Below are 14,217 nucleotides of genomic sequence, written 5' to 3' on the forward strand. Positions count from 1 at the left end.
ACCACTCCGGCACCGGTTCTTCTTGATGTGGCAAAGCAAAAAGCCCAGGAGGAGACTCCCGGGCTTTTTCATGGCATTGCCTAACAGCGACAGCAGGTAGGCGACAAGCGTCGTCGCTAGGAGCTTAGCCCACCCACTTGCGCGCGTTGCGGAACATGCGCATCCAGGGCGCATCCTCGCCGAGACCGGCCGGCGCCCAGGACATCTGCACGGTGCGGAAGACCCGCTCCGGGTGCGGCATCATGATCGAGAAGCGGCCGTCCGCCGTGGTCACCCCGGTGATGCCGGCGGGTGAGCCGTTAGGGTTGAACGGGTAGGTCTCGGTGACCTGGCCGCGGCTGTCCACATAGCGCATGGCGGTAAGCACCTTGGCCTGGTCGTCGGCTTGCTCGAACACCGCCCGGCCTTCGCCGTGGGACACCACCACCGGGGCCACGGTGCCGGCCATACCGGCGAAGAAGATCGAGGGGGACTCGGGAATTTCCACGGTGACGAAGCGGGCCTCGAACTGCTCCACCCGGTTGCGGTGGAAGAGGGGCCAGTGCTCGGCGCCCGGGATCAGGCCCTTCAGGCCGCTCATCATCTGGCAGCCGTTGCACACGCCCAGGGCGAAGGTGTCGTCGCGGTGGAAGAAGGCGGCAAACTCGTCGCGGCAGCGCTCGTTGAACAGGATGGTCTTGGCCCAGCCCTGCCCCGCCCCCAGCACGTCGCCGTAGGAGAAGCCGCCGCAGGCCGCCAGGCCTTTGAAGTCGGCCAGATTGACGCGGCCGGCGACGATATCGCTCATGTGCACGTCCACCGCGGCAAAACCGGCACGGTCGAAGGCGGCGGCCATTTCCACCTGGCCGTTCACCCCCTGCTCGCGCAGAACGGCGATCTGGGGCCGGGCACCAGTGGCAATGTACGGGGCCGCCACGTCCTCGTTGGTATCGAAGGGCAGCTTCACGAACAGGCCGGTGTCTTCCTTGTCGAGAATACGGTCGTACTCGGACTGGGCGCATTCCGGGTTGTCGCGCAGGCTTTGCAGGCGGTAGCTGGTCTCGGACCAGGCCCGGTGCAGATCCACCCGGTTTTCCGAGAAGATCGGCTTGGCGTTGCGCACCACCCGGACCTGATCCCGGTCATTGGGGTAGCCGATCAGCATGTAGCACTTGCCCAGGCCGGCCTCACGCAGGCGGGCGGTGACCTTCTCCCGGTCGGCACGGCGGATCTGCACCACGGCGCCCAGTTCTTCGGCGAACAGGGCACGCATCTGCATTTCCATGGAGCGGCCGTCCATCAACTGAGGCTTGCGCTCGTTGCCGTCCACGTCGTGCATCAGCGGGTCGTAGGCCAGCAGGTCGGTGTTGAGCGTCACACCGCAGCGGGAGGCGAAGGCCATTTCCGCCACAGTGGCGAACAGGCCGCCGTCGCCGCGGTCATGGTAGGCCAGCAGCAGACCGTCCCGGTTGAGGGACTGGATGGTGTTGAAGAAATCCAGCAGCCGCTTCGGATCGTCCACATCCGGGGCTTCGCTGGCGGTGGCGTTGTACACCTGGGCCAGGGCCGAGCCGCCCAGGCGGTTCTTGCCGGCGGACAGGTCGAGCAGCAGCAGTTCGGTCTCGCCCTGGTCGAGCTTCAACTGGGGCGTCAGGGTGCGGCGCACGTCGTCCACCCGGGCGAACGCGGTAACGATCAGGGACAGGGGGGACACCACCTGCTTCTTCTCGCCCTGGTCGTCCCAGGCGGTGCGCATGGACAGGGAATCCTTGCCCACCGGAATCGACACGCCCACCGACTGGCACAGCTGGGAGACGGCCTGGACGGTGTCGAACAGGCGGGCGTCCTCGCCGGCCACGCCGCAGGCGGCCATCCAGTTGGCGGACAGCTTGACCCGCTTCAGCTCGCCCACATCGGCGGCGGCCAGGTTGGTCAGGGCCTCGCCGATGGCCATGCGGCCCGAGGCGGGAGCGTCGAGCACCGCCACCGGGGTGCGCTCGCCCATGGCGAAGGCTTCGCCGGTGTAGCCCTGGAAGCCCATCAGGGTAACGGCCACGTCGGCCACCGGCACCTGCCAGGGGCCGACCATCTGGTCGCGGGCAGTCAGGCCGCCCACGGTGCGGTCACCGATGGAGATGAGGAAGGTCTTGTCGGCCACCGCCGGCAGGCGCAGCACCCGGTAGGCGGCATCCTTGAGGTCGATGGCGGTGGGGTCGAAAGGCGTGACGGCGGCATCGGCGTGGGCCACGTCCCGGGTCATGCGCGGCGGCTTGCCGAGCAGCGCCTCCATGTCCATGTCCACCGGATTGTTGCCGAAGTGGCTGTCCACCACTTTCAGCTGGCCGTCCCCGGTGGCCTCGCCGACCACGGCGTAGGGGCAGCGCTCGCGCTCGCACAGGGCGGCGAAGTCATTCAGCCGCTCGGGCGGAATGGCCAGCACATAGCGTTCCTGGGATTCGTTGCTCCAGATTTCCGCCGGGCTCATGCCCGGTTCCTCGATCTGCACCTTGCGCAGCTGGAAGGTGGCGCCGACCCCGCCGGAATGGGCCAGTTCGGGGAAGGCGTTGGACAGGCCGCCGGCACCCACGTCGTGGATCGACAGGATCGGGTTGTTACCACCCATCTGCCAGCAGCGGTCGATGACCTCCTGGGCGCGGCGCTGGATTTCCGGGTTGCCGCGCTGCACCGAGGCGAAGTCCAGGTCTTCGGTGTTGGTGCCGGCGCTCATCGAGCTGGCGGCGCCGCCGCCCAGGCCGATCAGCATGCCCGGCCCGCCCAGCTGGACGAACAGGGTGCCCACCGGGAAGGTCTCGGCCTTGAACGACTGCTCGGCCTGGATGCTGCCCAGGCCGCCGGCGATCATGATCGGCTTGTGGTAACCCTTGACCTCGCCGCCCACCTTCTCTTCATAGGTGCGGAAGTAGCCGGTCAGGTTGGGGCGGCCGAATTCGTTGTTGAAGGCAGCGGCACCGATCGGGCCCTCGATCATGATGTCCAGGGCGCTGGCGATGCGGCCGGGACGGCCGTAGGTGCTGGTGGCCGCTTCCCAGGGCTGCTCGGCGCCGGGAATGTTCAGGTTGGACACGGTGAAACCGCACAGGCCGGCCTTGGGCTTGGAGCCCCGGCCGGTGGCGCCCTCGTCGCGGATTTCCCCGCCGGAGCCGGTGGCGGCGCCGGGGAAAGGGGAAATGGCGGTGGGGTGGTTGTGGGTCTCGACCTTGGTCAGGATATGGGTCGTTTCCTCGGAATAGGCGTAGGCGCCGCCTTCCCGGGGATAGAAGCGGGGAATGGTGGCCCCCTCGATGATCGAGGCGTTGTCGGCGTAAGCCATCACCGTGCCTTCCGGCGCGGCCTTGTGGGTGGCCTTGATCATGCCGAACAGGGTTTCGTCGCGCTGTTCGCCGTCGATCACCCAGGCGGCGTTGAAGATCTTGTGCCGGCAGTGTTCCGAGTTGGCCTGGGCGAACATCATCAGCTCCACGTCGGTCGGGTTGCGCCCGGCCTTGGTGAAGATGTCCAGCAGGTAATCGACCTCGTCTTCCGACAGGGCCAGGCCCAGGCTGGCGTTGGCCGCCACCAGGGCGGGCCGGCCGCCGGCCAGCACATCCACCGTGGCCAGGGGCTTGGGCGCCACGTGGGCGAACAGGGCGGCGACGTGATCGAAGCCTTCCAGCACCGATTCGGTCATGCGGTCGTGCAACAGGGCCTCGACGTGCCCGCGGGCGGCATCGTCCAGGTTGCCCCGGCTCATGACCCGGTAGGCGATGCCGCGCTCGATGCGCTTCACGCCGGCAATGCCGGTGTTGCGGGCGATGTCGGTGGCCTTGGACGACCAGGGCGAAATGGTGCCGATGCGCGGCGTGACCAGGATCAACTCCCGTTCCGGCAGCTCATCCGCCGCCACTTCGCCGAGCAACTGAGCCAGGCGCTCCCGGTCATCGTCGGCCAGGGGGCCTTCGAGCTCGACGAAATGCCAGAAGTCGGCGGTCAGGCCGGTGACGCTGGGCACGGCGGCGGCCAGGCGGTCCTTGAGGCGTTGCAGGCGGAAGGCGGAAAAGGCGGGGGCGCCCCGCAGGAGGAGAAGATCGGCCATCGGAGATGTCACAGAAAGGCGGTAGGACGTCGGCCAAGCGGCCCCGGGAGGGACCCGCCACGCGTCACAAAGGGAAAAACAGGATTATACCGGAGTCAGGCCCGACCCTTGCCCCGCTCCTGCACCTCGACCGATCACTCAGTCATCGCCCCGGGAACGCAGGGGAAAGAGCAGCACCCCGTCGGACAATGCCACCCGGTTGCGGCCGGCGAACACCGCCGCCCCCAAGGCCACCTTGGCCCGGCGCAGCAGGGCCTGGCCGTCTCGATCGGGCTTCTCGGCGTGGGCCACGCCGACACTGACGGTAAAGTGCAGATCGCCCAGATCGCTGGGCAGGCTCAGTCGGGCCGCCCCCTCGCAGATCCGGCTGGCCGGCTGGCTGGCCCCCTCCGAATCGACTCCGGGCAGCAGGGCAGCGAATTCGGCCTCGCCCAGGCGGCCGATCAAGTCGCTGTCACGGACTTCGGCAGCCATCAGGCTGGCCAGACGCATCAGCAATTGATCCGCCACGTCGTCGCCATAGGCGTCGCTCAGGCGGTTGAAGAAATCCACGTTGAGGCGGATCACGGCCAGGGGATGGCCGTAACGGCGAAAACGGACGAATTCCCGCTCGCACGCCTCGGAAAAGTTCGCCCGCCCGGCAATGCCGGTAAGCAGGTCAACGCCGCCCTGTTCGCGCATCCGCTCGGTCAATTGCCGATTTTCCCGGCTCAGGCGCAGCACCACCGCCGCCAGCAGCCCCAGGCTGACCGTCGGCAGGGTCACGGCCACGGCCAGCGCCATTCGCCCGGCCATGCCAGTCAGCAAGGTGTCCTGCACCAGCAGCACGCCCACGCCGATCATGGCCAGCAGCCACACCCCCGCAGCCGCCAGCCCCAACCGGATCAACCAGCGGGGCAACTCCAGCACCTGATCGACCAGACCGAGGAGATACGCCTGCCAGAGTCCTTGCCTCGTGCCCTGCCCGGCATCCCGGGCGCTGTTTTGCCCACCTTGGCCAAGGGTCATCGTCCCCGACCCGAGATTTTCCCGCGCCATGTCCTGCTCCCGCCGCACCATCCAAACCTCAGCCGGAACCCCGTCCACTTGGGACCACGGTCCCCTCACCGCCCGCTTCCCGTTCATGCAAAGCGGATCGTTGGGGATTGGAACAGCATGGCGCAGCAAAATTCACTTTGCCGGACACTTCCCCACAGCGGGGCCGGCCGGCGACAATACGCCCCCCGGCGGCGCCCCCGCGCCGCTCTTTTTTTATCCGGAGTTCCGGTGCAACAGATCACCCCCAGTCAACTCGATGCCCTGTCGGCCCAGGCCCAGGCCTCGCCCCGTCGCCGCGCCAACCTCAACCTCCACCCCCAGCTGGACGACCCGATCCAGCGCCTAGCCATCGCCATGGAGCCGGACACCTACGTCCGCCCCCACCGCCATCCGCACACCTGGGAACTGCTCTACCCGCTGCGCGGCCGCTTCGTGGTGCTGCATTTCGACGAGGCCGGCACGGTGACGCAGCGCACCGTCCTGGGCGAGGACGCCCTGACCCTGGAAACGCCGGCCGGCGGCTGGCACGCCGTGTTGTCCCTGGATGAAGGCGGCGTGATTTTCGAGGTCAAGCACGGCCCCTACCAGCCCATCACCGAGGCCGACTACGCCCCCTGGTCGCCCGCGGCCGACGCACCGGCCGGCGCGGTGAACGCCACCCTGGCCTGGTACGCCACGGCCCGGGTGGGGGACACCCTGCCCCGGGGCTGACCGGCCCGCCCCAGGAGCGGGGGCGCAACCGCAAAAAAAAACGGAAAGCCCCGGGCACGGGGCGGAAGGCGCCGCCCCCGGCCGGCTCACTCCGCCGGCGCCTGGCAGACCCGGTTGCGGCCCTGCTGCTTGGCGGCGTAGAGGGCCGCGTCGGCCCGGTTGATCAGGTACTGGTAGTCGGGGTGGCCGTCGAACTGGGCCACGCCAATGCTGACGGTGACGTGGAGCGCCCGGCCGTCGCTGATGAGGAATTCGCCGGAGTCGAACTTCTGCCGGATGCTCTCGGCGATTCGCTGGGTGGCATCCGCATTGACCTCCACCAGGATCACCAGGATTTCCTCGCCGCCGTAGCGGAAGACGAAATCGCCGCTGCGCACGGCATTGAGCACCAGGGCCGAGGCCTGCTGCAGCACAGCGTCGCCCGAATCGTGGCCGTAGCTGTCGTTGATGTTCTTGAAGTGGTCGATGTCGAGCAGCAACAGGGCAAAGCCCTGGCTCTCGCCGCGGTACAGGGCGATCTCCCGGCTCAGCACCGAGGGCAGGAAGCGCCGGTTGAGCAGCCGGGTCAGGGCGTCCCGGCCGTTTTCCACTTCCAGGTAGCGCTCGAACAGGGACGACAGCAGGAATTTCAGGCTGTCGAGCTCACCGTAGAACTCGCCCACCAGCGTATTCAACTGGGGTGCCGCTGGGTCGGCCACCCGCAGCTGGGGCAGCAAGGCGCTATCGACGCGCTCGACGATGTCCTGGATCTGGCCCAGTTCCTCCGAGCCCTCGAACATCATGCGTGCCTTGTGGTTGAGCCACAGGCCGAACTCGGAATGGGCCAGGTTGGGCAACACCGCCCGGCTGCTCGGCCGGTGCAGCATGAACAGTACCTCCTGCCCCCATTCAAGCAGCACCGAGCGTTGCCGCTCCCGCTCCACCGACATGTTCTGCCCCAGGGAAAACAGCCGGTAGGCCTCGTCGGCCCGGGCGCTGCGCTCCGAATTGCGCACGAAGGCCGCGCTCATCAGCTCCAGGGCCAGGTCCATCACCTGTCCCACGTAGGGCATGGCGCGCAGGTGCTGCTCCGGCGGCAGGTTCTGTTCCGCCAGCAGGCGAAAGATCGCCGCCTTCAATACGCGGGCGCCCCGGGCCACCAGGTAGATGGGCAGGCGGATACGGGCGTGGACCTCGCCGACGTGGCGCTGATGAGCCACCACGGCAGCGGCCTGGGCCTCGTCATGGAGCTCCTGGATGAAAATTTCCTCCAACCAACGGGCCATGGAGCCGCGCAGGCGCTCGTTGACGATGGTGTGGTCGAGGAAATTGGCGGCGTCGTGATCCGCCATCATGGCCCCGTAGAAATGAGCCGCCAGTTCCGGCCCATGGATCCGCACCACCGCCGCCACCGCTGCCCGGCAAGGCTCCGGCGTGGTCGCCACCAAGGCCAGCCACTCCGCCTCCGGAGCCATCGGCCGATGGGTTGCGGATGGCTGGGCGGACAAAGGGGAAGACGGCTGGGACATGGCGGACTCGGCTGGAGGAAAATAAGCAAAAGCTAATTAGTCTACCTGCCGCGACGACACGCTTCCAAACATTCGCGGTGACGCTCTCCACGGCAGGATTGCATCGCCCACCCGTGCCACGGGAATCGGCAAAGAATCGGCAAACCGGCGGAGACGCTTGAAGCCAGCCTCAGTCCCTCTGCCCATGCGCTTCCGTCGCCAGCCGGCATCCCGGCCGCCATCTCCGGCCAGCCTGGCGGATTCCCGATTGCCAGAAGGTTTCATGGCCTTTTCCCCACCGACTAGAATGCGGATCGGCCTGATCCCGGACTCCGCCACGCGAGCGACCTAAAACCATTGGCACCACCGCAACGATGAAAAGCCCGTTTGCCCTGATCGCCCTCGCCCTTTTCCTCGGCGCCTGTGCGTCCATCCCCACGCCCGCCGAGCGGCTGGCGGCCGCCGACCGCCTGGCCCAGAGCCGGGGCTGGCAGATGGCGCGCATCGCCACCGGCCCGTTCGTGCTGGCCGCCTGGCATCCTGTCCCGCTCCCCCGCAGCGAGCGGCTGACCGTCTATATCGAAGGCGACGGGTTTGCCTGGATGAGCGCATCGCGACCCTCCTACGATCCCACGCCGCGCGATCCGGTCACCCTGAAGATGGCCCTGGCCCAGCCCGGCGGCAATGTGGCCTACCTGGCCCGCCCCTGCCAGTTCACCGACGCCGAAGCCACCGGATGCGCCATGGCCTACTGGACCAACCGACGCTTTGCCGACGAGGTCGTGGCCGCCACCGACCGGGCTCTCGATGTGCTCAAACAGCAGGCCGGCGCACGCTCCCTGACCCTGGTGGGCTATTCCGGCGGCGGCGCCGTTGCCGCCCTGGTGGCCGCCCGGCGCCGCGATGTGGATCGGCTGGTGACCGTGGCCGGCAACCTGGACCACCAGACCTGGACGGCCCACCATCGCGTCACGCCGCTGACGGGGTCCCTCAACCCGGCAGACGCGGCCGATGCCCTGCAGCGGGTGCGGCAATGGCATTTCGTCGGCGCCCGGGACGAGGTTATTCCCCCGGCGATTGCCGCGGCTTATGCCCGCCGTTTCACCTCCCGGCAAGGCCTGACGGTACTCACCGAGCCCGGGTTCGATCACCATTGCTGCTGGGCCGAGGAATGGCCCCGGCTCTGGGCCCGACTGGGTTTCGACAGCCCCTGAGCCCCCAGCGCCCGCCGGAACCGGTCATGACCCCTACCGATGGGCCAGGCAAGCGCCCGAACCTCCCCGATACCCAGGCAGCCATCTGACGGGACGCCCCCATCCCGCTCGGCCACGCCCATTCCAGACCGCCCCCGCCATGCAGCTCTTCTACACCGACGTCTTCGTCCTGCCCCTGCCCGAGGGGCATCGTTTTCCCATGAGCAAGTACGCCCGGCTGCGCCAGGCGCTGCTCGATTCCGCCGTCTTTGCCCCGGACGATCTGCAGCTGCCGCCGCCGGCCAGCGATGCCGAGCTGGCCCTTGCCCATTGCCCGGACTACGTGGCCCGGGTGGCAGCCGGTGCGCTGACCCCGGCGGAAATCCGCCAGATCGGCTTTCCCTGGTCGCCCGAAATGGTCGAACGCTCGCGCCGTTCCGCCGGCGCCACCCTGGCGGCGGCCCGGGCCGCCCTGGCAGGCGGCAAGGTAGCCGCCAATCTCGCCGGCGGCACCCACCACGCCCACTACGACCGGGGCGAAGGCTTCTGCGTGTTCAACGACGCGGCGGTGACGGTGCGCACCCTGGCGGCCGAAGGCGCGGTGCGCCGGGTGGCGGTGATCGACGCCGACGTGCACCAGGGCAACGGCACCGCCACCATCCTGGCCGGCGATCCCCATGCTTTCACCTTCTCGCTCCACGGCGCGCGCAACTTCCCCTTTGAAAAAGCACACAGCGCCCTGGATATCGAACTGCCCGACGGCACCGGCGACGACGCCTACCTGGCCGCCCTGGAGCAGGGCCTGGCCGCCACCTTCGCCGCCGGCCCCTACGACCTGGTCCTCTACCTGGCCGGCGCCGATCCTTACGCGGGGGACCGCCTCGGCCGCCTGGCCGTGTCCATGGACGGCCTGGCCGCCCGGGACCGGCAGGTGCTCGACGCCTGCCGCGCCCACGGCGTGCCGGTGGCCATCGCCATGGCCGGCGGCTACGCCCGGGACATCGCCGACACGGTGGCCATCCACACCCGCACCCTGCTCACCGCTCGGGACTACGCGGCGTAAACCCGCCCTGCCAAACCCAAGGCGGGGCGGGCATCTCCAGACAGACTCCCCGGAGAGCAAGCACTGGCGCGGTGTTTCACAGGCCCATCGCCAAGAACAAGCATTGGCGCGCCTCTCCGGCCAATGGCTTGAGCATGGTCCCAAGCCACAGGCACGTTCCTCCCCCCTGCCCCCACCTTCCATCGTCAACGCCCCGGGCCATGCCGCCAGCAAGGCAAGCATCCCCAGAAAACGCCTGCCGGCTTAGAATCGGGACCATGGATACCCGCTCGCCGCGCCTGCCTGGCACCAGCCCCCTGCTCCCCGCCGCCCTCCTGCGCCGTCTCGAGGCCGCCCATGCCGCCCAGCCCCTGATGGCCCGGGCCGGCGAGGCAGCGGCCCGCTGGGCCGAACAGTTGCGCAGCGACAGCGCCCGGCCGGTGCTGGTGCTGGCCGGCCCCGGCAACAACGGCGGCGACGCCTTCGTCTGCGCCACCCGCCTGCGCGAAGCCGACATCGACGTGGTGGTGGTTTCCCGGGCCGATCCGGCCCGGCTTTCCGCCGACGCCCACGCGGCCCGCCAGGCCTTCCTGGACGGCGGCGGCGCCATCGCCGCCGACATTCCCGTGGCCACCCCCTGGGGGCTGATCGTCGATGGCCTGTTCGGCATCGGCCTGGCCCGGGACCTGGCCGCCCCTTACGCGGCCTGGACCGCCACGGCACAAGCCCAGGCACGGCGCGACCATTGCCCGATCCTGGCCCTGGACGTGCCCTCCGGGCTGGATGCCGACACCGGCCGCGCCTGGGCCGGGGCGCTGCAGGCGACCCACACCCTAACCTTCCTGGCCGACAAGCCCGGGCTGCACACCGCCGACGGTCCCGACCTGGCCGGCGCGGTGCGTATCGCCGAGCTGGGCGTGGCGGCCACGGCCTGGGCCGCTGCCGCCAGTGGCTCACCGAACCGCGCTGCCAGCACCGCTGACGACGCCCACCTCCTGCCCCCCGGCCGCCTGCTCGCCCCCGCCGATTTTGCCCCCTGGCTGAAGCCCCGCCCCAAGAACAGCCACAAGGGCCGCAACGGCGAGGCCGGCATCCTGGGCGGCGCCCCGGGCATGACCGGCGCGGCGCTGCTGGCCGGCCGGGCCGCCCTGGTGCTGGGGGCCGGGCGCACCTTCGTCGGCTGCCTCGACCCCCAGGCCCCGGCCGTGGACATCGTCCATCCCGAACTGATGCTGCGCCGGGGCGAGGCCCTGCTCGCCACCCCCTTGTCGGCCCTGGCGGTGGGCCCCGGCCTGGGCCAGGACGATGCCGCCCGGCGCGACCTGGCCACGGCCCTGGGCCTGGCCGTGCCCCTGGTGCTGGACGCCGACGCCCTCAACCTGGTCGCCCGGGAGCCCCAACTGGCCGCCCAGGTGGCGGCCCGGAACCCGGGTCGCGCCCCGACCCTGCTCACCCCCCACCCGGCCGAAGCTGCCCGGCTGCTCGCCTGCGATACCGCCGCCATCCAGGCCGACCGCATCGCCGCCGCCCGCACCCTGGCGGCCCGCTTCAACGCCCACGTGGCACTGAAGGGCTGCGGCACGGTACTGGCCCATCCGCCTGGCAGCGATGGCAACGACCCGGCAAACCCGGACGGCCTGCCCACGGCCTGGGCGATCAACCCGAGCGGCAACCCGGGCATGTCCACCGCCGGCATGGGCGACGTGCTCAGCGGCATCGTGGTGGCCCTGCTCGCCCAGGGTTGGCCTCCGGGCCCGGCCCTGGAAGCAGCGGTGCATCTGCACGGCGCCGCCGCCGATGCCCTGGTGGCCGCCGGCACCGGCCCGGTGGGGCTGACCGCCGGCGAAACCATCCCCGCCGCCCGCAGCCTGCTCAACCGCTGGGTCGGCGCCACCCTCCCGCTGGGATGACACCAGGCATCCCGCCGCCCCAGATAAACCATAAGAAACATAACGATTCCATGCCCCCGACTTCCACGCCCCTGCGCGGCATCGCCTTGATGGTCTGCGCCACCCTCTGTTTCGCCCTCCTCGACGTCACCTCGAAAAGCCTGGCCAAGACCTTCGAAGTGCCGCTGCTGGTATGGATTCGCTATGTGGTGCACTGCCTGTTCATGGTGGCGGTGCTCGGCCCGCGCATGGGCCGCAACCTGCTCGCCACCCGACGGCCGACCCGGCAGATCGTCCGGGCCGTGCTACTGGTGTGCGTCACCGGCTTCGCCATGGCCGCCTTCCGCGTCATGCCCCTGGCCGAAACCACCGCCATCATCTTCGTCACCCCGCTGCTGGTGGCGCTGCTGGCCGGCCCCTGGCTCAAGGAAAAGGTAACGCCCCTGCGCTGGGCGATCATCGCCGTGGGCTTTGCCGGGGTACTGCTGATCGCCCGGCCGGGCGACGCGATCAACGCCGAGGGCATCGGCTGGGCCTTGGCCTGCGCCGGCTGCTACGCGGTGTACCAGATCCTCACCCGCCAGCTGTCGCCCACCGAGAACACCCTGACCATGCTCTTCTACACCGCCCTGGCCGGCACGGTGACCATGACCCTGGCCCTGCCCCTGTTCTGGGGCGGCCCCACCCCAACCCTGGGCCAGGCCGGGCTGATGGTGACCATGGGGCTGTGGGGCGGCACCGGCCACCTGCTGCTGATCTCGGCCTTCCGCCATGCCCCGGCCACCACCCTGTCGCCCTTCCTCTACGTCCAGCTGCTCTGGGCCACCACCCTGGGGGCCATCGTCTTCGGCCACCTGCCCGATTCCCTGGCCTTCACCGGCATGGCCATCATCGCCGCCAGCGGCGTCGCCCTGGGCCTGGTCGAACGGAAACGGCCCCGGGCGTGAAGGCCGGCTTGCGCGCCATGACGCCCATGACAGCGTTCCCCCCCCGCCCTCGCCCAACCTTCCACCGCCTGGCCCTGGCCGGCGTCCTCGGCCTGCTCCTGGGCCTGCCGGCCGGGGCCTTCGCTGCCGCCTACACGCTCCGTCTGCAGGGCGGCGATGCAACCGCCGAGGCGGTGCTGCGGCCCCTGCTCGACAAGTACTTCGACCCGGAACTACCTGCCCAGAGTTATGACGGCGAGCGCCGCGACCTGCTGCTGCGGGAGGCGCGCCGCCGTTTGCCCGAACTGCTCGCCACCGAGGGTTATTTCTCCCCCCTGCTCCAGGCCGACGCCCCCAGCGACGATGCGCCGCCGATCCTGGTGGTCGATCCCGGCCCGCGCACCACGGTCGGCCAGGTGGTCATCGACTTTGCCGAGGCCGCCGCCCTGCCCCCCGAGCGTCAGGCCGCCCTGCGCCAGGGCTGGAAGCTGCCCGCGGGCCAGCCGTTCCGTGCCGGGGACTGGGAATCGGCCAAGTCGGCCCTGCTCACCGCCCTGCTCACCGAGGATTTTGCCGGCGCCCAGTTGCGCGACAGCCGCGCCGAAGTCGATCCGGACACGGCCACGGCACGGCTGACGGTGACCCTGGTCCCCGGGCCGCGCTACGTGCTCGGCCCGCTGCAGATCGTCGGGCTGGAGCGCTACGACGACGCCCTGATCGACCGCTACAACCGCACCGTCCGCCCGGGCCGTCCCTACCGGGAAAGCGACCTGATCGCCCTGCAGACCGCCCTGCAATCGACCCCGTACTTTTCCTCGGCCAACGTCGAACTGCTGCCGCGGGAAGGGGACAGCGGCGACGGCGAGACGGTTACCGCCCCGGTACGCCTGACGGTGCGCGAAAAGGCCGCCCACCGCATCGGCACCGGCGCCGGTTTCAGCTCCAACACCGGCGCCCGGGTCGAACTCAGCTACCGCAGCGCCGACCTGTTCTCCCGGGCCTGGGAGCTGTCTTCGGGCGTACGCCTGGAGCAGAAACGCCAGACCGGCTACGCCGACATCTTTCTGCCCCCGGACGCCAACGGCGCGCGCAACAGCGTGGGGGGCTCCTACGACGCCTCCGACATCCAGGGCATGAAGCTCACCCGCTCGGCCCTGGGGGTGGTGCGCAGCCAGCAGCGCGGCTCCATCGAGATGCGCCTGTCGGTGAACTACCAGGTGGAGCAACGGGAAATTCACGGCGAACCGACCACCCGGCTCCAGGCCCTCACCCCCAACGTCCAGTACATCTGGCGGGCGGTGGACAACCTGCTCGACCCGCGCTCCGGCATCGTCGCCCAGGCCCAGGCGGGGGGCGCGGCCAAGGGCCTGCTGGCGGACCAGAATTTCCTGCGCCTGCAAGGCCGGGCCACCACCTATTTCCCCGTCGGCCAGCGCGACGTGCTCTCCCTGCGCGGCGAGCTGGGGGCCACCCTGGCGCCGTCCCGGGACGGCATTCCCCAGGACTACCTGTTCCGCTCCGGCGGCACCGGCTCGGTGCGCGGCTACACCTACCAGAGCCTGGGGGTGAAGGAAGGCAATGCCGTGGTGGGGGGACGCTACCTGGCCGTGCTGTCGGGCGAGTACACCCACTGGATCGACAAGAGCCCCTGGGGCATCGCCGCCTTCGTCGATGCCGGCAACGCCAGCGACGATCCGGCCAAGTGGAGCAGCCTGGCGGTGGGCTACGGCCTGGGCGTGCGCTGGAAGAGCCCCGCCGGCCCCCTAGCGGTGGACCTGGCCTACGGGCAAAAAACCGGCGACGTGCAGCTGCATTTTTCCGTGGCGATCCCGTTCTGAGGCCACGGCCATTTCGCCCCT

General features: G+C 69.7%; 9 protein-coding genes. 6 read left to right on the forward strand and 3 right to left on the reverse strand.

The genetic code is table 11. The features are described from left to right. Positions 1–124 precede the first annotated feature (124 nt). Positions 125–4,072, reverse strand: a complete 3,948-nt coding sequence (gene purL / locus OTERR_RS09055; RefSeq protein WP_054620765.1) for a phosphoribosylformylglycinamidine synthase — start codon at positions 4,070–4,072, stop codon at positions 125–127. A 138-nt stretch (positions 4,073–4,210) separates the two neighbouring features. Then, positions 4,211–5,080, reverse strand: coding sequence for a GGDEF domain-containing protein (locus OTERR_RS09060; RefSeq protein WP_187775207.1), 870 nt, complete (start codon positions 5,078–5,080; stop codon positions 4,211–4,213). 258 nt (positions 5,081–5,338) lie between these two features. Here OTERR_RS09060 and OTERR_RS09065 point away from each other — a divergent pair, with 258 nt between their 5' ends. Further along, positions 5,339–5,821 carry a WbuC family cupin fold metalloprotein gene (locus OTERR_RS09065; RefSeq protein WP_149425550.1) on the forward strand — a complete coding sequence of 161 codons (483 nt, stop codon included), beginning with the start codon at positions 5,339–5,341 and terminating at the stop codon, positions 5,819–5,821. 86 nt (positions 5,822–5,907) lie between these two features. Here OTERR_RS09065 and OTERR_RS09070 read toward each other — a convergent pair whose 3' ends face one another. Then, positions 5,908–7,329, reverse strand: coding sequence for a diguanylate cyclase (locus OTERR_RS09070; RefSeq protein WP_149425551.1), 1,422 nt, complete (start codon positions 7,327–7,329; stop codon positions 5,908–5,910). A gap of 353 nt (positions 7,330–7,682) precedes the next feature. Here OTERR_RS09070 and OTERR_RS09075 point away from each other — a divergent pair, with 353 nt between their 5' ends. The 5 genes from OTERR_RS09075 (at position 7,683) to OTERR_RS09095 (ending at position 14,196) form a co-directional block, all read left to right on the forward strand. Beyond that, positions 7,683–8,522, forward strand: coding sequence for an alpha/beta hydrolase (locus OTERR_RS09075; RefSeq protein ID WP_149425552.1), 840 nt, complete (start codon positions 7,683–7,685; stop codon positions 8,520–8,522). 139 nt (positions 8,523–8,661) lie between these two features. After that, complete coding sequence (locus tag OTERR_RS09080) at positions 8,662–9,564, forward strand: histone deacetylase family protein (RefSeq protein ID WP_149425553.1); 903 nt, start codon at positions 8,662–8,664, stop codon at positions 9,562–9,564. A gap of 257 nt (positions 9,565–9,821) precedes the next feature. Then, positions 9,822–11,453 (forward strand): NAD(P)H-hydrate dehydratase, encoded by a 1,632-nt coding sequence (locus OTERR_RS09085; RefSeq protein ID WP_149425554.1) that lies wholly within the window; start codon positions 9,822–9,824, stop codon positions 11,451–11,453. A 50-nt stretch (positions 11,454–11,503) separates the two neighbouring features. After that, the gene (locus tag OTERR_RS09090) at positions 11,504–12,379 is read left to right on the forward strand and encodes a DMT family transporter (protein ID WP_149425555.1); all 876 of its coding nucleotides are present in this window, start codon (positions 11,504–11,506) and stop codon (positions 12,377–12,379) included. Between the two features lie 26 nt (positions 12,380–12,405). Continuing rightward, positions 12,406–14,196 (forward strand): autotransporter assembly complex protein TamA, encoded by a 1,791-nt coding sequence (locus tag OTERR_RS09095; RefSeq protein ID WP_149426495.1) that lies wholly within the window; start codon positions 12,406–12,408, stop codon positions 14,194–14,196. The last annotated feature ends 21 nt before the right edge of the window (positions 14,197–14,217 follow it).

Origin of the sequence: Oryzomicrobium terrae (assembly GCF_008274805.1) — a bacterium.
In the GTDB taxonomy this organism is placed as follows: domain Bacteria; phylum Pseudomonadota; class Gammaproteobacteria; order Burkholderiales; family Rhodocyclaceae; genus Oryzomicrobium; species Oryzomicrobium terrae.